Genomic DNA, 26,442 nt, shown 5'->3' on the forward strand with positions numbered 1-26,442 from the left:
CCATGCCCAGTATCTGGGCGCCTTGGCCGGGGAAGACGAAGACGGTCTTGCCGCCCGGTGTCGCCGTGCCCTGCACGCCGCGTACCCGGTGTTCGCCGAGGCGTTCAACACCGTCGTGGCCGAGCTCGACCGGCACCTGCTGCGCCCCCTGCGTGAGGTCATCTGGGGTCACGACGAAAAGCTCTTGAACACCACCGAATTCGCCCAACCGGCGTTGTTCGCGGTGGAAGTCGCCCTGTTCCGGTTGCTCGAATCGTGGGGTGTCCACGCCGACATCGTGCTGGGCCACTCGATCGGAGAGCTGTCGGCCGCCCACGTCGCCGGCGTGCTGTCGCTTCAGAACGCGGCCGTGCTGGTGGCCGCCCGTGGCCGCTTCATGCAAGCCCTGCCGGAGGGCGGGGCGATGATCGCCGTGCAGGCCACCGAGGAGGAGCTGCGGCCGCTGCTGGCCTACGAACAAGCCGTCGGCATCGCCGCCGTCAACGGGCCCACGTCCGTGGTCATTTCCGGCGCCGAGGACAAGGTGGCCGCGATCGCGAGCCGGCTGCGCACCGACGGCCGCCGCGTCCACCAGTTGGCCGTCTCCCACGCGTTCCACTCACCGCTGATGGAGCCGATGCTCGACGAATTCGGCACGGTCGCAGCCGGACTCGCGATCGGCAAGCCGGTGATTCCGATCGTGTCGAACGTGACCGGGCAGCTGGCGGCCGACGACTACGCCTCGCCCGCCTACTGGAAACGGCACATTCGCGAGGCGGTGCGGTTCGCCGACAGCGTGCGCCTGGTGCACTCGGCCGGCGGGAACCGCTTCCTCGAGGTCGGCCCCGCCAGCGGGCTCACGGCATCGATCGAGGAGACGCTTCCCGACGCTCCCGTGTTCACCATTTCTGCGCTGCGCAAGGATCGCCCCGAACCGGTGACCCTCACCCGCGCGGTCGCGCAGGGATTCGTCGCCGGGATGGACGTGGACTGGCGAGGCGTCGTCGGTACCGCCAACTTCGTGGAGCTGCCCACCTATGCCTTCGAGCGCCGGCGGTTCTGGCTCTCCGGTGACGCCGCCGCGGTCGACGCCGCGGGCCTCGGACTCGCGCCCGGCGAGCACCCGCTGCTCGGCGCGGTGGTGGACCTGCCGGCGTCCGGCGGGGTGGTGCTGACGGGCCGGTTGTCGCCCGGCGCGCAGGGCTGGCTGGCCGACCACGCCGTCGGTGGCGTCGTGCTGTTCCCCGGTGCGGGATTCGTCGAGTTGGCGGTGCGCGCCGGCGACGAAGTGGGCTGCGGCGTCATCGAGGAGCTGAATCTGGCCGCGCCCCTGGTGTTGCCCGGTTCGGGGTCGGTCGCGGTGCAGGTGGTGGTCGGCGGTGCCGACGAAGCGGGGGCCCGTGCCGTGTCGGTCTTTTCGCGCGCCGACGCGGGTTCGGGTTGGTCGTTGCACGCCGAGGGCGTGCTCCGCGCCGGGTCGGTGCAGCCGGGCGCGGACCTCTCGGTGTGGCCCCCGGTGGGCGCCACCCCGGTGGACGTCGGCGACGGCTATGAGCGCCTGGCCGAGCGCGGGTATGGCTACGGGCCGGCGTTCCGCGGACTGACCTCGATGTGGCGCCGCGGCGACGAGGTTTTCGCCGAAGTGACCCTGCCCGCGGACAGCGGCGTCTCGGCGGCGGGATTCGGCGTCCACCCCGTGATGCTCGACGCGGCACTGCATGCGGTGATCCTGACCTCCGACGGCGACGAGCTCCCCGAGGGTTCGATGCTGGTGCCGTTCTCGTGGCAACGGGTGTCGCTGCACGCGGCGGGCGCAACGGCGGTGCGGGCGCGGATCGTGCCGGTCAGCGATTCCGCGGTTTCGATCGAACTCGCGGACGGGCTAGGTCTCCCCGTGCTCTCCGTGGGCTCGATGGTCGCCCGGCCGGTGACCGACCAGCAGCTGCTGGCCGCGGTCTCGAGTTCCGGCCCGGAGCGGCTCTTCGAGGTCATCTGGTCGGCCCAGCGGTCGACATCGGTGCAGCCCGTATCGGTATCTGCGTGGGGTGCAACGGAATCCGGCGAATCCGGGGCGCAACCGTCGGCGGTGGTGTTCGAGTCCGCGCCGGTGGCCGACGATGTCGTCGCCGATGTCTACGCGGCCACCCGCGCGGTGCTGCCGGTGCTGCAGTCCTGGCTGGCCCGGGACGGGGCCGGCACCCTGGTGGTGGCGACCCGCGGCGCCATGGCGTTGCCCGGAGAGGACGTCACCGACCTCGCGGGCGCGGCGGTATGGGGCCTGGTGCGTTCGGCGCAGACCGAACACCCCGGCCGGATCGTGCTCGTCGACACCGATGGCCCGTTGGACGAGGAGTCCGTCGCCACGGCCTTGTCGGCCGGTGAGCCGCAGGTGGTGCTGCGCGACTCGACGGTGTACACCGCCCGGGTGCACGGCAGTCGCGCCGTCGGCGGTCTGCTGGTTCCCCCGGCCGACGGGCCGTGGCGCTTGGGGATGAGCAGTTCGGGCACCTTCGAGAACCTGCGGTTGGAACGCATCCCGGACGCCGACGCCCCGCTGGGCACCGGGCAGGTCAGGGTCGCGCAGTCGGCCCTGGCCGCCAACTTCCGCGACGTGATGATCGCGCTGGGGCTGTACCCGGATCCCGACGCTGTCATGGGTATCGAGGCTTCCGGCACGGTCATTGAAACCGGTCCTGAGACAACACGTTTCGCGATCGGTGACCGCGTGATGGGCCTGTTCTCCGACGGCACCGGAACTGTCGCCAGGACCGACCAGCGCCTGCTCGCCAAGGTGCCGACCGGGTGGTCGCACACGGCGGCCGCCACGGCGACGGTGGTGTTCGCCACCGCCTTCTACGCGCTGGTGGACTTGGCCGCCGCCAAGCGGGGCCAGCGGGTGCTGGTGCACGCCGCCGCCGGTGGGGTGGGAATGGCCGCGGTCCAACTCGCCCGCCACCTGGGGTTGGAAGTGTTCGCGACCGCCAGCCGAGGCAAGTGGAACACGCTGCGCGGCATGGGATTCGACGACGACCACATCGCGGATTCCCGCAGCCTCGATTTCGAGGAGAAGTTCCGGGCGGTCACCGGCGGGCGCGGCGTGGACCTGGTGTTGGATTCGCTGTCCGGCGACTTCGTGGATGCGTCCCTGCGGCTCGTCGCCCCGGGCGGTGTGTTCCTGGAAATGGGCAAGACCGACATGCGGGAGCCGGAGGCCGTCGCCCGGGAACACCCCGGTGTGCGCTACCGCGCCTTCGATCTCTTCGAGGCCGGACCGGACCGCATCGCGCAGATCCTCGACGAGCTGGTCGCCCTGTTCGGCGACGACGTGCTACGGCCGTTGCCGGTGACCAGGTTTGACGTACGGCGTGCGCCGGCGGCGTTGCGGTATCTGAGCCAGGCCCGCCACGTCGGCAAGGTCGTGATGACCATGCCCGACGCCTGGGCGGCCGGCACCGTGTTGATCACCGGTGCCACGGGGATGGCGGGTTCGGCGTTGGCCCGCCACGTGGTGACGCGCCACGACGCGCGCAACCTGGTGTTGGTGAGCCGGCGCGGCCTGGACGCGCCGGGCGCCGCGGAACTGGTCACGGAGCTCATCGCCGCCGGAGCCGAGGTGCAGGTGGTGGCCTGTGACGCCGCCGACCGGGAGGCACTGGCCAAGGTGATCACCGATATCCCGGTGCAGCGGCCGCTGTCGGGCGTGATCCACGCGGCCGGCGTGCTCGACGACGCGGTGATTTCCTCGCTCACCCCGGAGCGAGTGGCGGCGGTGCTGCGGGCCAAGGTCGATGCGGCGTGGAACCTGCACGAGCTGACCCGCGATCTGGATGTGTCGGCGTTCGTCTTGTTTTCGTCGATGGCGGGCTTGGCGGGCGCCTCGGGTCAGGCCAACTACGCGGCGGCCAACTCGTTCCTGGACGGGCTTGCGGTGCACCGGCGCACGCTGGGGCTGCCGGCGATGTCGCTGGCCTGGGGTCTGTGGGATCAGGCCAGTGGCATGACCGGCGCGCTCGGCGCCGCCGATCGCGCCCGGTTCGGCCGCGACGGGATCGTCGCGATGTCCTCGGACGAAGCGCTGGAACTGCTGGACACCGCGCTCATCGTCGACGAGCCGTTCCTGTTGCCCGCCCACATCGACCGTGCGGCACTGCGGGTCAAGTTCGACGGCGGGACGTTGCCGCCGATGTTCGTCGATCTGATCAACGCGCCGATCCGGCGCCAGGTCGACGATTCGCTGGCCGCGGCGAAGTCGAAATCGGCCCTGCTGCAGCGGCTGGAGGGGCTGCCCGAGGACGAGCAGCACGCGGTGCTACTGGACCTGGTGCGGTCCAACATCGCCACCGTGCTGGGCAACTCCAGCCCCGAGTCCATCGATCCGGACCGGGCGTTCCAGGAGTTGGGCTTCGACTCGCTGACCGCGGTCGAGATGCGTAACCGGCTGAAATCCGCCACCGGCCTGGCGTTGTCGCCCACGCTGATCTTCGACTACCCGAACTCCGCCGCGCTGGCCGGTTACATGCACCGCGAACTCGTCGGCGCCTCCGAGCAGCAGAGTCCGGTGGCCGCGCCCGGGGAAGCCGAGATACAGCGGGCGGTGGGCTCGATTCCGGTCAAGCGCCTGCGGCAGGCCGGGGTGCTGGAGCTGTTGCTGGCGTTGGCGAACGAAGACGGCAACGCGCAGCCGGTCGCCGCGGTGACCTCGGAGAAGGACATCGCGGACATGGATCTCGAGGATCTGGTCAACGCGGCGCTGATGGACGACGACGAATAGTCATGAAAGTCGACAATCAGTGAGAATCGCCGTCACCGGGGCCGGCGGCGTGCTCGGCCGGGGCCTGACGTCCCGCTTGCTCAGCCAGGGTCACGACGTCATCGGGATCTCGCGGCGGCGACCCGAAAGCTGGCCGAGTGCGGCCGAATTCGTCGCGGGCGACATCCGGGATATTGGTGCGGTCAGCCGCGCGGTCGCTGGCGTCGAGGTCGTCGCGCACTGCGCGTGGGCGAACAGCCCGGGCGACGAGGCCCGGATCAGCGATCAGGTGAACATCGGGGGCACGGCCAACGTGCTGGCGGCGATGGCTGAGTCCGGCGCCAGACGGATCGTCTTCGCGTCGTCGTCGCAGGTTTACGGCGGCGGAGATGCGCCGAAGACCGAGCACGACGCGAGGACGCCGGTCACCGCGGACGGACACTACAAGGCCCGGGCCGAGCAGCTGCTCGAGGAATCGGACCTGGAATGGGTCGCGATCCGCTCCGCGTTGATTCTCGGCCGACGCGTCGACAACTGGGTGCGTCGGTTGCTGGCGCTGCCCGTCTTTCCCGACGGGTCGGCCGACCGCCTCATGCAGGTCGTCCACCTCGACGACGCCCTTCGGCTATTCGACCGGGCACTGGTGGACACCGAAATCGGCAGCGGCGCCGTCAATCTCGCCGCCTCCGGCGAGCTGACCTTCCGGCGTTTCGCCGCGGCGCTCGGGCGCCCGGTCGTGCGGTTGGGCTTCGGACCCGCCGAGCTGCAACTGGTGCGCGGCGCCGCTTTCATGGATACCGCGCGGTTGCGCGAGCAGTGGGGATTCCGGCCCGCGTGGAATTCCGGTGAATGTGTCGAAGACTTCGCGCTCGCGGTGCGCGGCCGGGTCACCGTGGGTAAGCGGGTGGTGTCGCTGCCCTGGCGGATGGCCACCATCGGTGACCTTCCCTCGGTCGACGCGCCTTCCGAGGACGGGGTGAAACCCGAATGGGCCGGCCCGACGGGAGATAACGGGGAATTCGACACCCCGATCGACCCGCGCTTTCCGACCTTTCTGGCCACCAATCTGTCGGAGGCGCTGCCCGGCCCGTTCTCGCCGGCGTCGGCCTCGGTGACCGTGCGGGGGCTGCGTGCCGGCGGCGTGGCCATCGCCGAGCGGCTGCGGCCCGGCGGCATCATCCAGCGCGAGATCGCCATGCGGACCGTCGCCGTGTTCGCGCACCGACTCTACGGGGCCATCACCTCCGCGCACTACATGGCCGAAACCGTCCCGTTCGCCAAGCCGGCGACGATCGTCAGCAACAGCGGATTCTTCGGCCCCAGCATGGCGTCGTTGCCGATCTTCGGTGACCAGCGCCCGCGCTCCGAAACCGGCCGCATCCGCAAGCAACTGAGGACCGTTCGCAACATCGGTGTGTTCGGTGTCAACCTCATCGGCCTGTCCGCCGGCTCGTCCAGGGACACCGACGAGTTCGTCGCCGATGTCGATCGCCTGGAGCGCCTGGGTGACGACGTCGCCGGGCTGGACGATCGCCGGCTGCTCAGCCTGATCACGTTGGCGCGCGACGATGTGGTGCACGGCTGGGTGCTGGCGTCGGCGTCCTTCATGCTGTGCGCCGCGTTCAACGTCCTGCTGCGCGGTTTATGTGGGCGAGACACCGCCGCGCCGGCGGGGCCGGAATTGGTCAGTGCGCGGTCGGTCGAGGCAATGCAGCGGTTGGTCCTTGCCGCGCAACGCGATCCGAAAGTGACAGCGCTACTGGCCGAACCGGGGGATCGGCTGGGCAAGCTGGCGGTCGAGGCGCCGGAGTTCCACGCCGCCGTGCTGGCCGAGCTGACGCTGATCGGGCATCGCGGCCCGGCCGAACTCGAGATGCGGTCGATCAGCTACGCCGACGATCCCGAGTTGCTGGTCCGGATGGTGACCAAAGCGATGAGCGCCCCTTCGACGCCCCAGCCGCGGCGCCCCCGGATTCCGTTGCACGCCAAGCCGATCGCGCAGCTCGCGGCACGACAGTTGCGCGACCGCGAAGTCCGTCGCGACAAAGTGGTGCGGGCCAACTGGGTGCTCCGCAACCTGATGCGTGAGTACGGGCGCCGACTGGTCGAGGCCGGAACCCTCGATACCGCCGATGACGTGTTCTACCTGCTCGTCGACGAGCTCGATGCGCTGCCGGCCGACGTCGGGGCGCTGGTGGCCCGGCGCCGCGCTGAACAGCGCAGGCTGGTCGCCGTGGTCCCGCCGACGGTGTTCAGCGGGAGCTGGCAACCAACCGAGACCACGTCGGCGGCCCTCGCCAGCGGGGAGACTCTGCGCGGGGTCGGTGTGTGCGGGGGCAAGGTGCGCGGCCGGGTGCGGATCGTGCGTCCCGAGACCATCGACGACCTGCAGCCCGGCGAGATCCTCGTCGCGGAGGTCACCGACGTCGGATACACCGCGGCATTCTGCTACGCCGCGGCCGTGGTGACCGAGCTCGGCGGCCCGATGTCACACGCCGCCGTGGTGGCCCGCGAGTTCGGCTTCCCTTGTGTGGTGGACGTGCAGGGAGCCACCAAGTCGTTGCCGCCCGGGGCGCTGATCGAGGTCGACGGGGCGACAGGCGAAATACAAGTGCTTGAGGTGACCACTTAGGAGGCCGGGTCTCCTTGGCGTACCGGCAATGGTCTACGTCAGGCTGGGGTGAGCCGGATCGGCAAGCAGATGGGTCCGCGCAGCGAGCTGTGGGTCGACCACTGCGTCGCGCCCTCGGGAGTGATTCGGGCGACGCGGGTGGCGAGTTGGCGCAGTACTGCATGGGCTTCCATGCGGGCCAGCGGTGCTCCCAGGCACATGTGTGCGCCATAGCCGAAGGCGACGTGCGTTCGCGGGTCGCGGTCGGCGCGGTACTCGTCGGGGTCGTCGAACGCGGTGGGGTCACGGTTGGCCGCGCCGAAGGACAGCAGCACGCGTGATCCGGTGGGGATGGTGACGTTGCCGATTCGGTAGTCGGCCCGGGTGTAGCGGTAGAGGTTCTGGATGGGCGTCGTGATGCGTAGCTGCTCTTCGACGGCCAGGGGGATCAGGTCGGGGCTGGAGCGGATCAGGTCGTATTGGTCGGGATGGCGCGCTAGCGTGTCGAACATTCCGCCCAGGAGGTTGGTCGTGGTCTCATTGCCGGCGATCAGCAGGTGGATGGCGATGATCAGAAGCTGACGGTCGGTGAGGCTGCCGTCGGTGTTGTGCTCGAGAAGGCGTCCGAGCACGGTGTTGGACCCCTTGAGTCCGCCCGCAGCGAATTGGCTTGTGAAATAACGCTGTAACGCCAGCATTGCCGACATCGACTTGGCCGCGTCGACGACACCGGAGAGCCTGGGCTTCAGCTCCATGACTCCCACGGCGCATTCGGACCAACGACGGAAGTCGGCGACGTCGGTGTCGGGTACTCCGAGGATTTGGGCGATCAAGCGTATAGGCATGGGTATGGTCAAGCGCTGTACGACATCGCAGCCGGGGTCTTTCATCACGTCGGTGATGAGGTCGGTGGCCAGCTTCTCGGTCATCTCCTGCCAGGACCTCATGGCCCCCGTGCTGAATCCCGGCTGGACTTGCTTGCGAAGCCGGGTGTGTTCTTCACCGTCGGTGAGGACCGCCAATGGCGCGGACATGCGCAGGCGCGTGACCCCTTGGGTGCTGGTGACCTGGTCGGTGTCGCGCAAGGCGGCCCGCACGTCGTCAAGGCGGCTGATGATGAAGGTGGCGCGCCTGGGGTTGTAATGCACGCGGCCGCTTCGGTGCAGGGCGCGGTACGCATCGAACGGGTCCGCGGCGGTGGCAGGGTTCTGTGGGTCGTAGTCGGTGTTGATCGCGCCGGTCCACCCGTCGTATCCGCGTCGGCGGGTCCGGATAGCGGCGGCTACATTCAGCCGCACGGCGCTACCGGCTGGTCGGAGCGTTTCGGCTGCCTTGTGGGCGGTCCGGATGATCGACACCGTCGGCCCTAACCGGATCGCTCAACTGGGTGACCGTCGCCGCGTCGCGTGCGGAGTTGGGTGCGAAGGATGTTGATCGTCAGGTAGGTGAGGTAGCAAGTGGACAAGACGGCCGTTGGTCGACGCGTGTGCGTGCGCAGCAGGACGACTCCGAGCGCCGTTTCGATCGCGCCGTTGACGTAGGTGAACGTGCGAGCGTGATTGGGGAAGCCGAGGCGATTGATGGGATCGAAGATCCGCGGAACGAGGAAGTGCGCCACGCCGATAGAGCTGCTTAGTAAGCCGAGCGCTTGGCGCGTGTGTGCGCTGCGGTTGTCGCTGTCCGTCATGGCGATGTCGTCCTCTTTCGGTCACCGCGGGGCTATGTGTTGCGACCTAGCGGGATCATGTTCTTGAGCGTGAATGCCGCCAGAACGCCACCGTCGCAGGCGATGTCGGCACCGGTGAGGTAGCCGGCCTTGGTCGAAGCGCAGAAAGCCAAAACTTCGGCGACTTCCTCGGGCTTCCCAAAGCGCTTCAACGCGGCCAGTTTCACCATCGCTCCCGATCCGGCTCGCTCCTCCAACCTGCCCATCTCGGTGTTGATGCTGCCCGGGGACACCGAGACGATACGGGCGCCGCGGCTGCCGAACCGGGCCGCCTGAGATGCGCTGTACCACGTCACAAAGTTCTTGCTGATGGAGTACGCCAAGCCGGGGCGGACCCTGGTCGGCACGATGTTGCAGGCCGAGGTCGCCTTGGTCATGAAGCGGTCCTCGTTGTGCAGAGCGTCCTTGAAGTGACGCTTGGGGATGAGCAACCGGGGGAACATGTGCGCGGCCATGGACGCGACGTTGACGATCGCGAAGCCCTCACGCGCCACTGGGAGGAACCCCTCGTTGACATGGGCCGTGCCGAGCGCGTTGATCCGCAGAATGTGTTCGGCGTCGCCCATGCTCGGGCTCACACCCGCGGTGTGGATCACCGAGGTCACCGACCCCAACGATGTGGAGGTGGCGATCAGCTCGGCGACGGATGAGCGGTCGGTCACGTCGCAGTGGACCGTCACGCAGCCGATGCCGAGGCCTTGCAATTCGGCTGACGCCGCCTGCAGACCGCTCGCGCTGACATCGCTGATGACGACCAGCCGGTCCCGCCCGACGATCTTCGCCGCTGCCAGTCCGATGCCACCCGCGCCTCCGGTGATCACGCACAGCTCACGCATGTAGTCGCCCTTACAACCCAAAGCCAGACTCGGTTCGCGACCCTGTTCGACCGGGTCGGCGATGGCTAGCGTCAATTACGAGAAATTTTCTCTCGTTAATCGTCGCACATCCTGGCGCCGTTGCCTAGGCGCGGCCTCGAGCCATTGCTCTAGGTTCTGTGTGTGAGCCAATCCCGGCGGGGACGACCGCGGAGCACAGCCGTGCATGAGGCAATCCTGGATGCCACCCGGTCGCTCCTCGTCGAAGCCGGCTACCGCGGAGTCTCGATGGACAAGGTCGCCGTGATCGCCGGCGTGGCTACCCAAACGGTGTATCGACGGTGGCCGTCGAAAGCCCCCCTGGTCGCTGAGGCGGTCATGCAGGCCTACGACCAAACCGACTTCACGCTTCCGGATACGGGAGACACGATCGAGGACTTGAGAACCTGGATGCGCGCGTACGCCGAAATCGGTTCGGCCGCTGAGAACGTCGCACTCATCCGTTCTCTCGCTGCCGCCGCTGCCGAAGACCTGACCGACCGCGACGCCCTATACCGCCAACTCACCAGCCGTTTCCACGACGCAGTGTCAGACCGGTTACGCGTCGGAATCTCGATGGGCCAGATTCGCGGGGATGCCGACGTCGAAGCCGCCGCCGACGCGTTGATCGGCGCCACGCTCTACCGCATGCTCAGCGTTACGACCTCTGCGGAAGAAACCACCGAACGCTACTACGGACTGATAGATACCCTGATGTGCGGCATCGCGACGCGGACGTGAGCCGGGCGAGTTGCGATATGTCACGGGGCTGGAGTTCAAAGTCGACGCCGAGGTGACCATCAACAAAACCGCTTACACCGGCCAGCTATTCGGCGCGACCACATAACTCAGCGCCGCCGCCGGGGGCAACGGCCGGCGTTCTTTCACCGAGATCGCATCGATCACAAGGGCGACGTAACGTCGCCAGCCGTCGCTCTCCGCGTCCATGGTCGGCAGCACGCTGTAGAGCATCGCGACCAGGCGAGGCAGGTCATCGGCAACCAGGTCCGCGCGGACCAGTCCGGCCCGCTGGCCCCGGCAGGCCAGCTCGTAGAGGGCTTGGTTCAGTGAGTCCGAGATGTCGGCGGTCAGCGACCCGGCCCGGTGCGCGGCGGTCAGCAGGTGTCGTTCGCGGGCCCCGAGTCCGATTGCCGCTTCGATCAATTGGTGCAGGCCGCGCAGTGGGTCGGCCATGCGCCGCGCGTCTTCGATCGCCGGCGTGAGGTACTCGGCGACGCTTTGGTCCAGGGCCGCCCGGACCAGGTCGGCCTTGGCCGGGAACCTGCGGTAGAGCGTTCGTTCGCCGACTCCGGCGCGACGGGCGACGGCTTCGATGGGCGCATCCGGTCCCAACTCGCCGTAGACGGCCCGCGCGGCGCGCAGGATGCGCTCGGCGTTGCGCGCCGCGTCCGCCCGCAACGGCCGGTCTTCCACCGTTGTCATCCGCACAGCGTAACTGACGGTTGACTGCCACCTCTCCGGCTTCTACGCTCCGTAGAACTGACAGATGACTGACACTTAAAGCGGAAGCGCCGATATGTCAATGATTTCCGAGACGGATCTTCCCGTCATACCCGCCCGGCGGGATGCTGGATGCCCGCTTCATCCGCCGGCCGACTTCGTGCGCTGGCGTCAGGAACCCGGACTGCGACGGGCGATGTACCACGGGCAGCCGGCCTGGGTGGTGAGTCGCTACCACGACATCAGGGCGGCGCTGCTGGATCCGCGCCTGTCCGCGGAAACCATCCCGGCATCCATGAAACCGACAAGCACGGACAACACCACCCCGGTGATGTTCGCGCGGGTCGACGACCCCGAGCATCATCGGTTGCGGCGCATGCTGACCCGTGATTTCACCTTCCGGCGTTGCGAAAGGATGCGGCCGCAGATCCAGGAATTGGTAGATCAGCACCTCGATGCGTTGATCGACAACGGGCCGCCCGCTGACCTGGTCCGCGACTTCGGCTTGCCGGTGCCCTCACTGGTGATCGCGTTGCTGCTGGGCGTGCCGTCCGAAGACCTGCAATTCTTCCAGCACCACTCCACGCGTGGGCTGGAGTGGACCACGACCGACGAGCAACGGGCCGAATCCTTCGGGGCGATGTATGCCTACATCCAGGAGCTGGTCGATCGCAGGGCCGACGATCCCGGCGATGACCTGATCAGCCGCCTGGTCACCGGCTACGTCGCAACCGGGCAGCTCACCCGCGAGACCGCCGCCATGACCGGCGTCGTCATGATGCTGGCCGGCCACGAGACCAGCGCCAACATGATCTCGCTGGGAACGGTTGCGCTGCTTGAGCATCCGGACGTGTTCGCACGGCTTGGCACGACCGACGACCATGGCGTGGTCGTCAACATCGTCGAGGAGCTCATGCGCTATCTCAGCATTGTGCACAGCCAGGTGGATCGAGTGGCGACCGAGGACTTCACCCTCGGCGGCCAGCCGATCCGCGTCGGAGACATGGTGTTGATGAATCTGCCCGCCGGCAACTGGGACGCCGACTTCGTCGACCATCCCGAAGTCTTCGACGCCGACCGAAACACTCGCGGGCACTTGGGTTTCGGCTACGGCGTGCACCAATGCATCGGCCAAAACCTTGCCCGGGTGGAAATGCAGGTCGCCTTCGCCACGCTGGCGCGGCGCCTGCCCGGGCTGAAACTGGCGCTACCGGCCGACGAGCTGAAGTTCAAGGAAGCCGACATCTACGGGATGAAGGAGCTTCCGGTCACCTGGTGAGAACGCCTTGCGGCGGCGAGCATCGCCCGGACACTCAGCAGGTGAACGCCGCGCCGACGCCGTCTGGCGCGGGCCCTGGTCGTAGACAACCGTACGGCTCGATGCCCGCGGGGCTCAATCGGGCGGCCGACTGGTGGGCGTAGTTCACGCAATACAGCCCGGATTGATCGGCGCGGCAACGATAGTCACCGAATGACAGCGAATCACCGTTTGCCAGCTCCGAACCGCTGCCGTTGAGGAACGGACCGGGATCGGCGCGCGACGCACCGACTTGCAGGTTCTGGCCGTCGAAGCTCACCCAACCGCCCTGCCAGCCGCCGTAGGACGTCGGCGGCGCGGGCGGTGGATTGGTCAGGCTGACCAGGCAGAGCAGCGCGCCGCCGGTGTGTTTGGAATCGGTCACGCAGGAGGCTTTGCCGGCCGCCGCGGTGAAGGCGATGTCGTCGCCGAGTGGCGTGGTCGCACCGTCGCGAATCGCGTTGTGATAGCGACCGGGGTCCGCGGCATGGCCGGCTTCGATCCACGCGATGACGTCGGAGATCGGCGCCCCGGGAGTGGGCGCGCCGTTCGGGGCCGGCGGTTTGGCGCCCGACGAAGTGGTGGCGGCGCCCGCGGAGGTCCGAGTTTGCTGCGCCTGACCGCCGACGGTGTGGGAACACCCGGCGACCAGTAACGACGCTGCCAGCAGCGCGGCGATCCGCATCCCGTCAGGCTAACCGCCACGCGCCGAAAATAAGGCGCTGCGCGCGCGTTACGCCCGTGGTGTCCGCTAACGTCGGGTTATGCACCAGCGCACTGTGCGCGCACGCACGACGATCGGGACTGTGGAAGGCTTCACCCGCGACGGCGTCCACCGTTGGCGATCCATCCCCTACGCGCGCCCACCGGTCGGGCCCCTGCGCTTGCGGGCGCCCCGGCCGGCGCAACCGTGGTCGGGTGTGCGGCACTGCCATGGCTTCGCCAACTGCGCACCCCAGCAGCGGCGGTACACCATGCTCGGTGTCGGCCGCTACCAGCCGATGGGGGAGGACTGCCTCACCCTCAACGTCGTCACCCCCGAAATCCCGGTCGAAGAGCCGCTGCCCGTCATGGTTTTCATCCACGGCGGAGGCTACATCCTGGGTAGCTCCGCCACGCCGCTGTACGACGGCGCGGCGTTGGCGCGCCGCGGCTGTGTGTACGTGTCGGTGAACTACCGACTGGGTGCGTTGGGTTGCCTGGACCTGTCGTCGCTTTCGACGCCCGACATCACCATCGACAGCAACCTGTTCCTGCGCGACCTGGTGATGGCGTTGCGCTGGGTGAAAGACAACATCTCCGCGTTCGGCGGCGACCCGGACAAAGTCACGATCTTCGGGGAAAGCGCCGGCGCGCACATCACCGCTACCCTCTTGGCGGTGCCGGCCGCCGAAGGGCTGTTCGCCCGGGCCATTGCGGAAAGCCCGGCCTCCGGGATGGTTCGGTCGCGAGAGACCGCCGCGGAATTCGCGACGCGCTTCGCCGCAATATTGGGCGCGCGGCCGCAGGACGCCGCCGAGGCACTGATGCAGGCGTCCCCGGCGCAACTGGTGGACGCCCAGCACCGGTTGATCGACCAAGGCATGGGGGACAGGCTCGGCGCGTTCCCGATCGGCCCGGTCGCCGGCGACGACGTCGTGCCCCTTGATCCCGTCGAGGCGATGCGTGGTGGCCATGCGCACCGGGTGCCGCTCATTGTGGGCACCAACGCCGAAGAGGGCCGCCTGTTCACCCGCTTCCTCAAAATGCTGCCGACCAATCAAGCGATGATCGAGGAACTGCTGGCCGACACGGAACCCGCTGCGCGCGAACGCATCACCGCCGCCTACCCGGATTACCCCGCGCCCTCGGCATGCATCCAGCTCGGCGGTGACTTCGCGTTCGGCTCGGCGGCCTGGCAGATCGCCGAGGCCCACAGCGCACACGCGCCCACCTACCTCTACCGGTACGACTACGCGCCGCGCACGTTGCGCTGGTCGGGCCTGGGCGCCACTCATGCCACCGAGTTGCTGGCCGTCTTCGACGTCTACCGCACCCGATTCGGCGCCCTGCTGACCGCCGCGGCCGATCGCCGCGCCGCGTTGCGGGTGAGCAACCAGGTGCAACGGCGGTGGCGGGCCTTCAGCCACTCCGGTGCGCCGGGCGAGGACTGGCCCACCTACACCACCGCCGACCGTGCCGTCATGGTCTTCGACCGCAAGAGCCGCGTCGAGTTCGATCCACATCCGCACCGGCGGATTGCCTGGGATGGCTTCTCCCTGGCGCGGTGACCTGGCACGCTGACCCCATGCATGCCGACATCGCGCAAGTCATCGAACGCCCGGGAGATCTCACCGCCGAATGGCTGACCACGGCGATCGGCGCCGGACCCGTCGCCGACTTCGCCGTGGAGCGCATCGGCACCGGGCAGATGAGCGAGTGCTACCGCATCCGGCTCACCTACGCCGACGGCGCGGCGGGCCCCGGCCGGCCCGCGTCCGTCGTGCTTAAGGTGGCGGCCACCGACCCGGTGAGCCGGCAGACGGGGCTGGCCCTGGGCCTCTATGAACGGGAGGTCCGGTTCTACGGCGACATAGCGCCACGCCTGGGTGGGCCGATCGCGCCGTGCTACCACGCGGCCGTCGATACCTCGACGGGTGCGTTCGATCTCCTGCTGGGCGATGCCGGGCCCGCGATCGTCGGCGACGAAATCGCCGGCGCGACAGCCGAACAGGCGCACCTGTGCGTCGTCGAGCTGGGGCGGCTGCACGGCCCGCTGCTCGGCGACACGGTGCTGGCCGAAGCGCCGTGGCTGAACCGTGATTCGCCGCTCAGCCAGGCGATGATCGCCCCGCTGTACGCCGGGTTCATCGACCGCTACGGGGACCAGATCGCGCCGGAACACCGCATGGTGTGCGAACGCCTGGTCGCGTCCTTCGACGGGTACCTGGCCCAAGAGGGGGCGCCGGAGCGCATCCAGGGCCTGATGCACGGTGACTACCGGTTGGACAACCTGCTGTTCGGGACGGCCGGGGCGGACCGTCCGTTGACGGTCGTCGATTGGCAGACGGTGTCCTGGGGGCCGGCCCTGACCGACCTGTCGTATTTCCTCGGCTGCGCGTTGCCGACCCCGGATCGCCGTGAACACTACGACGCGCTACTTCGGGCGTACCACGGGGCGCTCGGGCCGACGGCGCCCCTGTCACTCGCCGACGTCGCCGAAGGCGTGCGCCGGCAGAGCTTTTTCGGCGTGATGATGGCGATCGTGTCCTCGATGCTGGTGGAGCGGACCGAGCGCGGCGACCGGATGTTCATGACGATGCTGCAACGACACTGTGATCACGTGCTCGACACGGACGCGCTGGCGACCCTGCCCGTCGCGCAGACGCCCGAACCCTTGCGACCTTCGGAGGACGACGAATCGGCGCACGCGCCGACCGCCGAGCCGCTGTGGAGCGAAAGCTGGTACGCCGACTTCGCCGATGTGGCACAGGGATTGGGCGGCTGGTTCCGCCTCGGCCTGATCGCCAACGAGCGGACCGCGTGGGTGCACGCGCTGCTGTGCGGCCCCGATATGGCGACCGTCGCCCTGGACGCGCGGGTGCCGCTGCCGGCGGACCCGTGGGAAATATCCACCGACTCCTTCGAACTCGGCCACGCCGCGACGGCGCCGCTGCAGTCCTACCGCATCGACCTGCGGGCGCGGGCTCAGGCCTATCCCGATCCGTCGGCGTTGTTGCGCGGGGAGGCCGGTCCCCCCGTCGAGATGACGATGAACCTGGTGTGGGCCACCGACGGTGTTCCCTACAAGTACCGCTTGACGACGCGGTATGAGATCCCGTGCCGGGTCTCGGGAACCGTCACTGTCGGCGACACCGGCTACCGGGTCGAGTCGGTTCCCGGGCAGCGCGACCATTCCTGGGGTGTGCGCGACTGGTGGAGCATGGACTGGATCTGGAGCGCGCTGCACCTCGATGACGGCACCCACCTGCACGGCGTGAACATCCGCATTCCCGGCGCGCCGTCCTTCAGCATCGGCTACGCGCAGAGCGCCGACGGCGACGTCACCGAGCTGCAGACGGTCGACTCACGAGAGTCCTTTGGCGCCAACGGATTACCGCTGAACGCCACGCTGACCCTGGAGCCCGGCGACATCACCGCCGACGTCGATGTTTGCGGGCACGCGCCGGTGCGCCTGACCGCGGCCGACGGGCGGGTCAGCCAGTTCCCGCGGGCCTGGGCCACCGTCAACACCCTCGACGGTCGCCGCGGGGTCGGCTGGGTGGAGTGGAACCGCAACCTCCCCGCAGGAACCGAGTGAGCGGACCGGCGCCCGTCGTGGTGATGGGCGTCTCGGGATCGGGCAAGTCGACCGTGGGAACCGCGCTCGCGCAACGCTTGCGGGTTCCCTTCGTCGACGCAGACACGCTGCACACGCGGGCCAACATCGCCAAGATGGCGGCCGGTGAGCCGCTCGACGACGAGGACCGCTTTCCCTGGCTGGATCGGGTCGGCGAGTGGTTGGCCGCGCACCGCGGCGGCGGGGTGGCGAGTTGTTCGGCGCTCAAGCGCAAGTACCGCGACCAGTTGCGCGGGCACTGCCCGCAGGTCGAATTCCTTCACCTCGCCGGTTCGTCGGCGCTCATCAGCGGCCGACTGGCCGCCCGGACGGGTCACTTCATGCCAGCCACGCTGTTGCGCTCGCAATTCGACGCGCTGGAACCGCTCGCCGCGGAGGAGTGCGGCACGACCGTCGACGCCGGCCGGGACGTCGACGCGATCGTCGACGCGTTCCTGACGGGGCGGACGCCCTAGCCGACGGCCGATTCGCTCACAAGGAAAGCTTGCGGCGACCCGTCTTGACCTGCTCACCGAGCCGCTCGCGGGCGGTGTCCGCCAGGTAGCCACCGCGAGCGCGGGCGGTGTCGGCCAGGTAGCTGCCACGCGCGCGGGCGGTGTCGGCGAGATCCTCGCCCCGATCCAGCGCCGTGCTCGCCAGTTCCTCCCCGCGCTTGCGCGCCTTCTTGGCCAGCTTCTCGCTGCGCTTGCGGGCCTTCTTGGCCAGCGGCGCGGCCCAGTCGGCGGCGTCATCGGCGAACTCTTCCCCGCGCTTCTGCGCCTTCTTCACCAGCGGCGCGGCACGCTCGGCGGCCTCTTCGGCGAGTTCTTCGCCGCGCTTGCGGGCCTTCTTGGCCAGCGGCTTGCCGCGCTCGGCGGCCGTGCTGGCGAATTCGCGCCCGCGCTCGAGCGCGGCCTCGGCGTAGGGCGCGCCCCGTTCGGCGGCTGTGCTGGCCAGTTCGCGGCCACGTTCGGCGCCGACCTGCAGGCCGTGCACGATCTTCTCGCCCAACTCCGCAAAGTCGGTATCGAACGCGGAGTCATCTGACCCCGGTAGCGCCGACGACACTCGCTCCGAGAGCCGCTCGGCCGCCCGGCGCCCCCGCCACCCGAGCGACGGCTTGCCCGCCGTATCGGCGGACGCGATCAACAACCCGCCGACCAGGCTGAGGTCGGTGAGGAACTGCTGGCGCTTCTGGGCTTTGGCCTGCGGATCGCTCTCGTTCCAGAACGAGTGCGCACCGAGGTTGGCGGGCAGCACCGTGACCGCGAGCGCGGCCGAGGCGACGCGGGGCAGCTTGCCGGTGGCAAGCAGCAGGCCTCCGCCGATCTGGACGGCCGCGGTGATTTGCGCGAACGTCTCGGGGTCGCTCGGGATGTTGCCGCTCACCGAATCCGGCAGCGCCTGCAAACCATCCAACGCGGGCGCGGCGGCCGCCGCGGCCGATTTGGGGTTGAGCAGGGAATTGACTCCTTGGCCGATGAACGCCACTGACAGCAACGGGCGCGCGATTCTCCGGATCACCATGGCCGGTGGATTACCCGACTGGTTGGCGGACAAACCGCCCCGCCCATCCGCGCAGCTGAAGCGCCGTGCCGCACCACCGATATGGTGAGACCCGTGAGGGCGTTGATCATCGTCGACGTGCAAAACGATTTCTGCGAGGGTGGTTCGCTTCCGGTGGCCGGCGGCGCCGCCGTCGCGCCCGCCATCAACGCCTATCTGGCCGGCGAGCCGGGCTATCAGCACGTGGTAGCAACCCAGGACTTCCACATCCAGCCGGGCGACCATTTCTCCGACCGGCCGGATTACTCGTCGTCGTGGCCCCCGCACTGCATCGCGGGAAGCTCAGGCGCGGAGCTTCGGCCCGACCTGGACACCAGCCGGATCGAGGCGGTGTTCCGCAAGGGCGCCTATGCCCCGGGCTACAGCGGCTTCGAGGGCGTCGAACAGAACCAGACCCCACTACTGGACTGGCTGCGGCAGCGGGGGGTCGACGCCGTCGACGTGGTCGGCATCGCCACCGACCAGTGCGTCCGTCGGACCGCGGAGGATGCCGCGCGGGCAGGCCTGTCCACCCGGGTGCTGGTGGACCTGACGGCGGCCGTCTCGCCGGAGTCGGCCGCCGAGGCACTGAAGGAGATGCGGTCCGCGGGCGTCGAGCTGGTTGGGGGACCGTGATGGGAGCGACACCGGCGCGGGAGGCGCTGCTGGCCGCCGTCGAGCGATCGCCGCGCGCGGCCGCGGCGCACGACCGCGCCGGGTGGGGGGCCCTGTTCACCGACGAGGCCCGGGTAGAGGACCCGGTCGGGTCGCGGCCGCACATCGGGCACGAACAGATCGGCCGCTTCTATGACACCTTCATCGCCCCGCGTGAGATCACCTTTCACCGCGACCTCGATATCGTTTTCGGGACCGTGGTGCTGCGTGATCTCGAGCTCGAAGTGGCGATGGGCCCGCGGGTTACCATGTACATTCCCGCGTTCTTGCGCTATGACCTGCGAGACCTCAACGGGCAGTGGCGGATTGAGAATCTGCAGGCCTACTGGGAACTGCCCGCGATGATGCTGCAATTCCTGTCAAGCGGTCCGCGCGCGGTATCGCCGGCCCTGCAACTGTCACGCGGCCTGCTGGGCAATCAGCGGCTGCGGGGCATGGCCGGCTTCCTCACGGGGTTCCGGCGGGTGGGCGCGGGGCGCAAGAAACTCGCGGACGCGTTCTTGCGCGCCGCCGCGCGGCGCGATCACAACGCAGCTGCGCGGGCCCTCTCGGCAAGCGCGACAATAACTCTCGGCGACCACGAGGCGCTCGATCTGGCCGAGCTCGCCGTTCAACTGGACGGCGCCACTCCGACGAAGACGATCGGCGCGGGCCCCACGGTGACGATCTCGGTCAACTCCGGCCATGGGCGTGGCATCCTGTTCGCCGACATGGGATGGCGGGGCGGCACCATCGACCGGATCCGGTATTTTCCCGGCTGACCCGGTCAACGCGACACCAGCAGCGCCAGTGAGGCCACCGACATGCACAGGTATGCCCCGGGAAACGCGATGTTGTACAGCACGTGGGCCCGCAGGTGCGCCACAACGGCGCCGACGAAGAACAGCACCAGGCCGGTGGCGGCCGCGATTCCCAAGGCGCGCAACCCCATCAGACCCACGACCAGCCCGATCGCGCCGGCCAACTTGACCGCACCCAGCGCCGGCAACCACGAACGCGGCACGCCCACTTCAGCCGAGTTCGCCAGGACGAATCCCGCGGGGATGAGATCGGCCACGGCGATTCCGGCGGTGATGGCGGCGGTCACCAGCGTGATCACCACGTATGCGGTGTTCATCTGTGCCAAACCCCCGCGGGGCAGCCGGTTTTGCAATGGCGATCCGGATGGTCGCCGCGCGCTTGGTGGCGCACAATCGACAAGGTCATGATGCTGGTCTCCTTTGCAACAGAGAGCTCGACGGACGCGGTCATTCGCTTGACGGCTCCTGTGCGGAAAAGGTGACCCATGAGCGCCCCGGAAAATCTGGCCGATCTCGCGCAGCGTTTCGACGCCGACCGGCGACACCTGAGGTCCGTCGCGTTCCAGCTGCTGGGCTCGGTGGCCGACGCCGACGACGCGGTTCAGTCGGCGTGGCTCAAGGCCAGCCGCGCCGATTTCGGCGCAGTCGACAACCTCACCGGCTGGTTTACCACGATCACCGCGCGCGAGGCCGTCGACCAGCTCCGGGTGCGCAAGAGACGGGCCGAACAACCGCTCGCCACCACCGACGAGCTGGACCGGCTGACCGCAACCACATCTGCGCCCGCGGACGAGGACGCGTTGTTGACCGAGTCGGTGAGCAACGCGCTGCTCGTGGTCCTCGACCGGCTCTCACCGGCGCAGCGCGTCGCGTTCGTGCTGCATGACCTGTTCGCGGTGCCCTTCGAAGAGGTCGCCACCGCGTTGAACCGGTCGCCGGACGCCGCGAAGAAGCTGGCAAGCCGGGCGCGGGGGCGGCTGCAGGCGGAGCCGGATGGCCCGCCCGCGCACGCGGCCAAGCACCTCGAGATCGTCGAAGCGTTTCTCGCGGCGTCCCGCGGCGGTGACATCGCCGCCCTGCTCCAGCTGCTGGCGCCGGACGTGGTCCGCACGGTGGATCGCGCGCTGGTTCCTGACGACGTGCCGACCGAGGTGCGCGGCGCCACACGGGTCGCGGAGGAGACCCGCCGATTCGCTCAGCGTGCGCGCGCCGGTGTTGTCATGCTCATCGACGGGGCGCCCGGCGTCGTGATCGCCCCACACGGGCGGGCGCAGGCGCTGTTGCTGATCGATGTCGGGCCCGACGACCGCATCCGCGCGATCGACATCATCGGGGATCGCGACCGCATCGGCCGGGCCGTTCTGGCTTTGCCGAGCCGGCCGATCCGGCAACACCACAGCCGCATCGGGTACCAAGGAGATCAGACACCGCCGGCCGGGCGGCCGGCAACGGGGCGAGAACGGGAGCACCATGCTCGATAAGCCGTTCGGGCGGCGCGGCCTGCTGCGCGGCGCCGGCGCGCTCACCGCGGCATCGCTGGCGCCGTGGGCCGCCGGCTGCGCTCCCGAAGAAGACTCGTTGACGTTCTTCTTCGCGGCCAACCCCGACGAACGTGATGCCAGGCTCCGCATCGTGAACGAGTTCGAGCGCCGCCACCCGGACATCAAGGTTCGCCCCGTGCTTTCGGCCCCGGGCGTGATGCAGCAGCTGTCGACGTTCTGCGCCGGCGGCAAGTGCCCGGATGTCTTGATGGCCTGGGATCTCACGTACGCCGAGCTGGCCGCCCGGGGCGTGCTGTTGGACCTCAACACCATGCTGTCGGGCGATCGGGCCTTCGCGGCCGAACTGAAGTCGGACGGCGTCGCGACGCTGTACGACAGCTTCGCCTTCAACGGCGGCCAATACGCGCTCCCGGAGCAATGGTCCGGGAACTACCTGTTCTACAACAAGCGATTGTTCGCCGAGGCCGGGGTGCCGCCGCCGCCCAGAACGTGGCAGCAGCCGTGGAGCTTCGCCGAATTCTTGAACACCGCCACCGCGCTCACCAAGCGCGACCGCTCCGGTCGGGTGACCCAGTGGGGTTTCGTGAACATGTGGTTCTCGTACTATTCGGCCGGGCTGTTCGCCATGAACAACGGCGTGCCGTGGTCCACCCCGCTGAAGAACCCGACCCACTTCAACTTCGGCGACGACGCGTTCATCGAGGCGGTGCAGTTCTACGCTGACCTGGCCAACAAGCACAGGGTCGCGCCCAATGCCTCCGAGGTGCAATCGATGTCCACGCCCGACCTGTTCGCGGCCGGCCGGGCGGCGATGGCGATGGGCGGCCACTGGCGCTACCAGACCTTCATCCGGGCCGACGGCCTGGATTTCGACGTCACACCGTTGCCGGTGGGTCCGCGCCGGCAGGGCCAGCCCGCCCACTCCGACATCGGTTCCACCGGGCTGGCCATCTCCGCGTCCAGCCGGCGCAAGGAGCAGGCATGGGAGTTCGTGAAATTCGCGACCGGTCCGGTCGGGCAGGCGCTGATCGGTGAATCCAGCCTTTTCGTGCCGGTGCTGCAATCCGCGCTCAATTCGCCCGGTTTCGCCAAGGCCCACCGGAACGTTGGCAACCTCGCCGTGCTCACGCAAGGGCCGGCGTACTCCGAAGGGCTTCCGGTCACCCCGGCATGGGAGAAGATCGTCGCCTTGATGGACCGCAGCTTCGGGCCGGTGCTGCGTGGCTCGCGGCCCGCGACATCCCTGACCGGCCTGTCGCCCGCCATCGACGAGGTGCTGCGCACCCCATGACCTCCCTCGACACCAGCCAGGCCCCCAGCCGCATCACCAGCAAGCCCGTCAACGGCGCGGGCCCTTGGCGACGGCGCGCCCGGGCCGGCCGCCTCTTCGTGGCGCCGAACCTCGCCGCCGTCGCGGTGTTCATGCTGTTTCCGCTCGGGTTCTCGCTGTACATGAGCTTCCAGCGGTGGGACGTCTTCAGGCCGCCGAAGTTCGTGGGGCTCAAGAACTTCCACGACCTGTTCACCTCGGATCCGCTCTTTGCGATCGCCATCCGCAACACCGTCATCTTCACCCTCGGAACGGTCGTGCCGACCATCGTCGTCAGCCTCGTCGTGGCCGGCGTGCTGAACCGAAAAGTCAGGGGAATCGGCATATTCCGCACCATCGTCTTTCTGCCCCTGGCGATCTCGTCGGTGGTCATGGCGGTGGTGTGGCAGTTCGTGTTCAACACCGATAACGGGTTGCTCAACATCATGCTGGGCTGGGTCGGCATCGGCCCGGTCCCGTGGCTCGTCGATCCCCGGTGGGCGATGGCCTCGCTGTGCATCGTCAGTGTGTGGCGCAGCGTGCCGTTCGCCACCGTCATCCTGCTCGCGGCGATGCAGGGCGTTCCCGAGACCGTCTACGAGGCGGCCCGAATCGACGGGGCGGGCGAGATCCGGCAGTTCGTGTCCATCACGGTCCCGCTGATCCGCGGGTCGATATCATTTGTGGGCGTCATCTCGATCATCCACGCGTTCCAGGCGTTTGACATGGTCTACGTCCTCAACGGTGCCAACGGCGGCCCCGAAACCGCCACCTATGTCCTGGGCATCATGCTGTTTCAGCACGCGTTCTCCTTCCTTGAATTCGGGTACGCGTCCGCGCTGGCATGGGTGATGTTCGCCATCTTGCTGGTGTTGACCGTGGTGCAGCTGCGGATCACCCGGCAACGGTCCTGGGAGACGTCTCGTGGCCTCAGCTGAGCGGTTGTTCACCCGCCATGTCGTTCGTGGTGTGCTCGTCTACACCGCGCTCGTCGGGATCGCGTGGTGCTGGTTGTTCCCGATCGCCTGGGCGGTGTCCGGCTCGTTGAAGAGGGAAGGCGAGATCACCGAGCCGAGGCTGTTTCCGGCGCACCCGCGGTGGTCCAACTACGCCGAGGTGTTCTCGTTGATGCCGTTCGCGCGAATGTTTTTCAACACCGTGCTGTACGCCGGCTGCGTGACCGCCGGGCAGGTCTTCTTCTGCTCTCTGGCCGGATACGCGTTCGCCCGGCTGCAATTTCGCGGCCGCGACACGCTGTTCGTGCTGTACCTGGGCACCCTGATGGTGCCGCTGACCGTGACCGTGATCCCGCAGTTCATCCTGATGCGGACCGTCGGGTGGGTCGACACCCCCTGGTCGATGATCGTGCCGGGCTTGTTCGGCAGCGCATTCGGCACTTACCTGATGCGCCAGTTCTTTCGGACGCTTCCGACCGACCTGGAGGAGGCGGCGATCCTCGACGGCTGTTCGCCGTGGCAGATCTACTGGCGAATCCTGCTGCCCCACGCCCGACCCGCCGTGATGGTGCTGGCGGTGCTCACCTGGGTCAACGTCTGGAACGACTTCCTGTGGCCGCTGCTGATGCTCCAGCGCAACAGCCTGGCCACCCTGACGCTCGGCCTGGTGCGGCTGCGGGGCGAGTATGTCGCGCGCTGGCCGATCATCATGGCGACCTCGATGGTGATCATGCTGCCGTTGGTCATCATCTATGCGGTCGCGCAGCGCTCGTTCGTGCGGGGTATCGCCGTCACGGGACTCAACGGTTAAGCCCATGGCCTCGGTAACTTTTGAGCAGGCGACCCGCCGCTACGCCGGAGCTGATCGCCCGGCCCTGGACAGCCTCGATCTGGAGGTCGGCGACGGCGAGTTCGTCGTTCTGGTCGGTCCCTCGGGGTGCGGCAAGACCACCTCGCTGCGAATGGTCGCGGGGCTCGAGACGCTGGATTCGGGGCGCATCCGGATCGGGGACCGCGACGTCACCACCGTCGACCCCAAGGACCGCGACGTCGCGATGGTGTTCCAGAACTATGCGCTCTACCCACACATGACGGTCGCGCAGAACATGGGCTTCGCCCTGAAGATCGCCAAGACACCGAAGGCCGAGATCCGGGAGCGAGTTCTGGACGCGGCGAAACTGCTTGACCTGCAGCCATATCTGGACCGCAAGCCCAAGGACCTCTCCGGCGGGCAACGCCAGCGGGTGGCGATGGGACGCGCGATCGTGCGCCGCCCGCAGGTCTTCCTGATGGACGAACCGCTGTCCAACCTCGATGCCAAACTGCGCGTGCAAACTCGCAACCAGATCGCCGCACTGCAACGGCGGCTCGGCACCACCACCGTCTACGTCACCCACGATCAGGTCGAGGCGATGACCATGGGCGACCGGGTCGCGGTCCTGCGCGACGGTGTGCTGCAGCAGTTCGCCGCGCCCCGCGAGCTGTACCGCAACCCGGTCAACGTCTTCGTCGCGGGTTTCATCGGGTCGCCGGCGATGAACCTGTTCACCCTGCCGATCGTCGATTCCGCAGTGTCGCTGGGGGATTGGCCCATCCCGCTACCCGGGCAGCTCGTCGCCACCGCGAGCGAGGTGGTCGTCGGCGTCCGCCCCGAGCATTTCGAACTTGGCGGCCAGGGTGTCGAGATGGAGGTCGATGTGGTCGAGGAGCTCGGGGCGGACGCCTACCTCTACGGTCGAATCACGGGCTCCGGCAAGGTCATCGATCAGCCCGTCGTCGCGCGTGCCGACGGGCGTCGGCCTCCGGAGAAGGGCAGCCGGGTGCGCCTGCACCCGGAGCCAGGGCACCTGCACTTCTTCGGTGTGGACGGCCGGCGAATCTGTTGAGGGGGTGAGGCGATGGAGGCGGCCGTGAGCGGATCTCACGCCGATCTGGTGTGTGAAGGCGGCGGCGTCCGGGGTATCGGGCTGGTCGGCGCGGTCGATGCGCTCTGCGAGGCCGGCTACCGGTTTCCGCGGGTTGCGGGTAGCAGCGCGGGCTCGGTCGTCGCGTCGCTGGTGGCCGCGCTACAGGCTGCGGGCGAGCCGCTGAGCCGGCTCGCAGAGATCATGCGGACCATCGACTACCGGAAGTTCCTGGATCGCAGCGTGATCGGCGAGGTGCCTCTGATCGGTGGGGCATTGTCACTGTTGGTGTCCGACGGTGTCTACCGCGGCGCCTACTTGGAACGCCTGCTGGCCGGCCTGCTCGCTGACTTGGGCGTGCGGACGTTCGGCGACCTGCGCACGGGCGAGGAGCCGGACCAGTTCGCCTGGTCGCTGGTCGTCACGGCCAGCGACCTGTCCCGGCGCCGGATGGTGCGCATCCCGTGGGACCTCGGCTCCTACGGCATCGACCCCGACGACTTTCCGGTGGCCCGCGCCGTGCACGCCTCGTCGGCGATTCCGTATGTGTTCGAGCCCGTCCGGGTGGGCGGCGCCACCTGGGTCGACGGCGGCCTACTATCCGATTTCCCGGTGGAGTTGTTCGATCGCCCGGACGCGCAGCCCCGCTGGCCGACCTTCGGCATCCGGCTGTCCGCGCGCCCAAGTCAGCGAGCAGGCCGGCCAGCAGGCGTTCCAAGTAGGGGGCGGGGTTGACAGCGTCGCACACCAACAGT

General features: G+C 68.6%; 20 protein-coding genes and 2 pseudogenes. 15 read left to right on the top strand and 7 right to left on the bottom strand.

All coding sequences use genetic code 11. From position 1 onward, the window contains the following. Positions 1-70: 70 nt before the first annotated feature. Both A5713_RS10950 and A5713_RS10955 read left to right on the top strand, forming a co-directional pair. A pseudogene (locus A5713_RS10950) lies at positions 71-4,750 on the top strand (SDR family NAD(P)-dependent oxidoreductase); the annotation flags it as partial. Between the two features lie 19 nt (positions 4,751-4,769). After that, positions 4,770-7,361 (top strand): sugar epimerase family protein, encoded by a 2,592-nt coding sequence (locus A5713_RS10955; protein ID WP_068095416.1) that lies wholly within the window; start codon positions 4,770-4,772, stop codon positions 7,359-7,361. Positions 7,362-7,399: 38 nt separating this feature from the next. Here the strand turns inward: A5713_RS10955 and A5713_RS10960 are convergent, their stop codons facing one another. The 3 genes from A5713_RS10960 to A5713_RS10970 form a co-directional block, all read right to left on the bottom strand. Continuing rightward, the gene (locus A5713_RS10960; protein WP_231980348.1) at positions 7,400-8,632 is read right to left on the bottom strand and encodes a cytochrome P450; all 1,233 of its coding nucleotides are present in this window, start codon (positions 8,630-8,632) and stop codon (positions 7,400-7,402) included. A 74-nt stretch (positions 8,633-8,706) separates the two neighbouring features. Beyond that, on the bottom strand, positions 8,707-9,027 hold the full coding sequence (locus A5713_RS10965; RefSeq protein ID WP_068095418.1) for a hypothetical protein: 321 nt from the start codon (positions 9,025-9,027) through the stop codon (positions 8,707-8,709). A 32-nt stretch (positions 9,028-9,059) separates the two neighbouring features. Further along, positions 9,060-9,902 (bottom strand): SDR family oxidoreductase, encoded by an 843-nt coding sequence (locus A5713_RS10970; protein ID WP_068095447.1) that lies wholly within the window; start codon positions 9,900-9,902, stop codon positions 9,060-9,062. Positions 9,903-10,103: 201 nt separating this feature from the next. Here A5713_RS10970 and A5713_RS10975 point away from each other — a divergent pair, with 201 nt between their 5' ends. Then, entirely contained in the window at positions 10,104-10,661 is a 558-nt protein-coding gene (locus A5713_RS10975) for a TetR/AcrR family transcriptional regulator (protein ID WP_255398367.1), read from the top strand. A gap of 72 nt (positions 10,662-10,733) precedes the next feature. Here A5713_RS10975 and A5713_RS10980 read toward each other — a convergent pair whose 3' ends face one another. Continuing rightward, on the bottom strand, positions 10,734-11,363 hold the full coding sequence (locus A5713_RS10980; protein ID WP_068095422.1) for a TetR/AcrR family transcriptional regulator: 630 nt from the start codon (positions 11,361-11,363) through the stop codon (positions 10,734-10,736). Between the two features lie 94 nt (positions 11,364-11,457). On the opposite strand from A5713_RS10980, the gene A5713_RS10985 reads away from it, so the two are divergent. Beyond that, the gene (locus A5713_RS10985; protein WP_068095424.1) at positions 11,458-12,660 is read left to right on the top strand and encodes a cytochrome P450; all 1,203 of its coding nucleotides are present in this window, start codon (positions 11,458-11,460) and stop codon (positions 12,658-12,660) included. A gap of 34 nt (positions 12,661-12,694) precedes the next feature. Here the strand turns inward: A5713_RS10985 and A5713_RS10990 are convergent, their stop codons facing one another. Beyond that, positions 12,695-13,363, bottom strand: a complete 669-nt coding sequence (locus tag A5713_RS10990; RefSeq protein WP_068095426.1) for a hypothetical protein — start codon at positions 13,361-13,363, stop codon at positions 12,695-12,697. A gap of 79 nt (positions 13,364-13,442) precedes the next feature. On the opposite strand from A5713_RS10990, the gene A5713_RS10995 reads away from it, so the two are divergent. From A5713_RS10995 to A5713_RS11005, 3 genes are read left to right on the top strand one after another with little or no spacing between them, the layout of a single operon-like run. After that, the gene (locus A5713_RS10995) at positions 13,443-14,948 is read left to right on the top strand and encodes a carboxylesterase/lipase family protein (RefSeq protein ID WP_068095428.1); all 1,506 of its coding nucleotides are present in this window, start codon (positions 13,443-13,445) and stop codon (positions 14,946-14,948) included. A 17-nt stretch (positions 14,949-14,965) separates the two neighbouring features. Beyond that, the gene (locus tag A5713_RS11000; RefSeq protein ID WP_068095449.1) at positions 14,966-16,978 is read left to right on the top strand and encodes a phosphotransferase; all 2,013 of its coding nucleotides are present in this window, start codon (positions 14,966-14,968) and stop codon (positions 16,976-16,978) included. Further along, on the top strand, positions 16,975-17,472 hold the full coding sequence (locus tag A5713_RS11005; protein ID WP_068095430.1) for a gluconokinase: 498 nt from the start codon (positions 16,975-16,977) through the stop codon (positions 17,470-17,472). The genes A5713_RS11000 and A5713_RS11005 overlap by 4 nt, the downstream gene beginning before the upstream one ends. 16 nt (positions 17,473-17,488) lie before the next feature. Here A5713_RS11005 and A5713_RS11010 read toward each other — a convergent pair whose 3' ends face one another. Next, entirely contained in the window at positions 17,489-18,523 is a 1,035-nt protein-coding gene (locus tag A5713_RS11010; protein ID WP_082972895.1) for a DoxX family protein, read from the bottom strand. A 93-nt stretch (positions 18,524-18,616) separates the two neighbouring features. Between A5713_RS11010 and pncA the strand changes: the two genes are divergently transcribed. Continuing rightward, positions 18,617-19,177: a pyrazinamidase PncA gene (pncA, locus tag A5713_RS11015; protein ID WP_156751842.1), complete on the top strand. Its 561-nt coding sequence runs from the start codon at positions 18,617-18,619 to the stop codon at positions 19,175-19,177. Beyond that, positions 19,177-19,977, top strand: coding sequence for a ketosteroid isomerase family protein (locus tag A5713_RS11020; protein WP_068095435.1), 801 nt, complete (start codon positions 19,177-19,179; stop codon positions 19,975-19,977). The genes pncA and A5713_RS11020 overlap by 1 nt, the downstream gene beginning before the upstream one ends. Before the next feature lie 5 nt (positions 19,978-19,982). Here A5713_RS11020 and A5713_RS11025 read toward each other — a convergent pair whose 3' ends face one another. Next, entirely contained in the window at positions 19,983-20,333 is a 351-nt protein-coding gene (locus A5713_RS11025) for a DoxX family protein (RefSeq protein WP_068095437.1), read from the bottom strand. Between the two features lie 168 nt (positions 20,334-20,501). Between A5713_RS11025 and A5713_RS11030 the strand changes: the two genes are divergently transcribed. The 6 genes and pseudogenes from A5713_RS11030 to A5713_RS11055 form a co-directional block, all read left to right on the top strand. Further along, complete coding sequence (locus tag A5713_RS11030; protein WP_068095439.1) at positions 20,502-21,497, top strand: sigma-70 family RNA polymerase sigma factor; 996 nt, start codon at positions 20,502-20,504, stop codon at positions 21,495-21,497. Next, positions 21,487-22,809, top strand: coding sequence for a sugar ABC transporter substrate-binding protein (locus A5713_RS11035; protein WP_067916728.1), 1,323 nt, complete (start codon positions 21,487-21,489; stop codon positions 22,807-22,809). The genes A5713_RS11030 and A5713_RS11035 overlap by 11 nt, the downstream gene beginning before the upstream one ends. Beyond that, positions 22,806-23,765 carry a carbohydrate ABC transporter permease gene (locus A5713_RS11040; RefSeq protein WP_068095441.1) on the top strand — a complete coding sequence of 320 codons (960 nt, stop codon included), beginning with the start codon at positions 22,806-22,808 and terminating at the stop codon, positions 23,763-23,765. The genes A5713_RS11035 and A5713_RS11040 overlap by 4 nt, the downstream gene beginning before the upstream one ends. Next, positions 23,752-24,594, top strand: coding sequence for a carbohydrate ABC transporter permease (locus A5713_RS11045; RefSeq protein ID WP_067916731.1), 843 nt, complete (start codon positions 23,752-23,754; stop codon positions 24,592-24,594). Before A5713_RS11040 ends, A5713_RS11045 begins: the two co-directional genes overlap by 14 nt. Positions 24,595-24,598: 4 nt before the next feature. Next, positions 24,599-25,669, top strand: a complete 1,071-nt coding sequence (locus A5713_RS11050) for an ABC transporter ATP-binding protein (protein ID WP_067916733.1) — start codon at positions 24,599-24,601, stop codon at positions 25,667-25,669. A gap of 12 nt (positions 25,670-25,681) precedes the next feature. Next, a pseudogene (locus tag A5713_RS11055) lies at positions 25,682-26,404 on the top strand (patatin-like phospholipase family protein); the annotation flags it as partial. Between the last annotated feature and the right edge of the window lie 38 nt (positions 26,405-26,442).

This window comes from Mycobacterium sp. E2497 (assembly GCF_001668695.1).
GTDB lineage: Bacteria > Actinomycetota > Actinomycetes > Mycobacteriales > Mycobacteriaceae > Mycobacterium.

What these genes read in the sequence shown, in the direction of transcription:
- A5713_RS10965 (WP_068095418.1), bottom strand. Translation starts at nt 9,027, where the DNA reads ATGACGGACAGCGACAACCGCAGCGCACACACGCGCCAAGCGCTCGGC.
- A5713_RS10970 (WP_068095447.1), bottom strand. Translation starts at nt 9,902, where the DNA reads ATGCGTGAGCTGTGCGTGATCACCGGAGGCGCGGGTGGCATCGGACTG.
- A5713_RS10980 (WP_068095422.1), bottom strand. Translation starts at nt 11,363, where the DNA reads ATGACAACGGTGGAAGACCGGCCGTTGCGGGCGGACGCGGCGCGCAAC.
- A5713_RS10985 (WP_068095424.1), top strand. Translation starts at nt 11,458, where the DNA reads ATGTCAATGATTTCCGAGACGGATCTTCCCGTCATACCCGCCCGGCGG.
- A5713_RS10990 (WP_068095426.1), bottom strand. Translation starts at nt 13,363, where the DNA reads ATGCGGATCGCCGCGCTGCTGGCAGCGTCGTTACTGGTCGCCGGGTGT.
- A5713_RS10995 (WP_068095428.1), top strand. Translation starts at nt 13,443, where the DNA reads ATGCACCAGCGCACTGTGCGCGCACGCACGACGATCGGGACTGTGGAA.
- A5713_RS11000 (WP_068095449.1), top strand. Translation starts at nt 14,966, where the DNA reads ATGCATGCCGACATCGCGCAAGTCATCGAACGCCCGGGAGATCTCACC.
- A5713_RS11010 (WP_082972895.1), bottom strand. Translation starts at nt 18,523, where the DNA reads ATGGTGATCCGGAGAATCGCGCGCCCGTTGCTGTCAGTGGCGTTCATC.
- A5713_RS11020 (WP_068095435.1), top strand. Translation starts at nt 19,177, where the DNA reads ATGGGAGCGACACCGGCGCGGGAGGCGCTGCTGGCCGCCGTCGAGCGA.
- A5713_RS11025 (WP_068095437.1), bottom strand. Translation starts at nt 20,333, where the DNA reads ATGAACACCGCATACGTGGTGATCACGCTGGTGACCGCCGCCATCACC.
- A5713_RS11030 (WP_068095439.1), top strand. Translation starts at nt 20,502, where the DNA reads ATGAGCGCCCCGGAAAATCTGGCCGATCTCGCGCAGCGTTTCGACGCC.
- A5713_RS11035 (WP_067916728.1), top strand. Translation starts at nt 21,487, where the DNA reads ATGCTCGATAAGCCGTTCGGGCGGCGCGGCCTGCTGCGCGGCGCCGGC.
- A5713_RS11040 (WP_068095441.1), top strand. Translation starts at nt 22,806, where the DNA reads ATGACCTCCCTCGACACCAGCCAGGCCCCCAGCCGCATCACCAGCAAG.
- A5713_RS11050 (WP_067916733.1), top strand. Translation starts at nt 24,599, where the DNA reads ATGGCCTCGGTAACTTTTGAGCAGGCGACCCGCCGCTACGCCGGAGCT.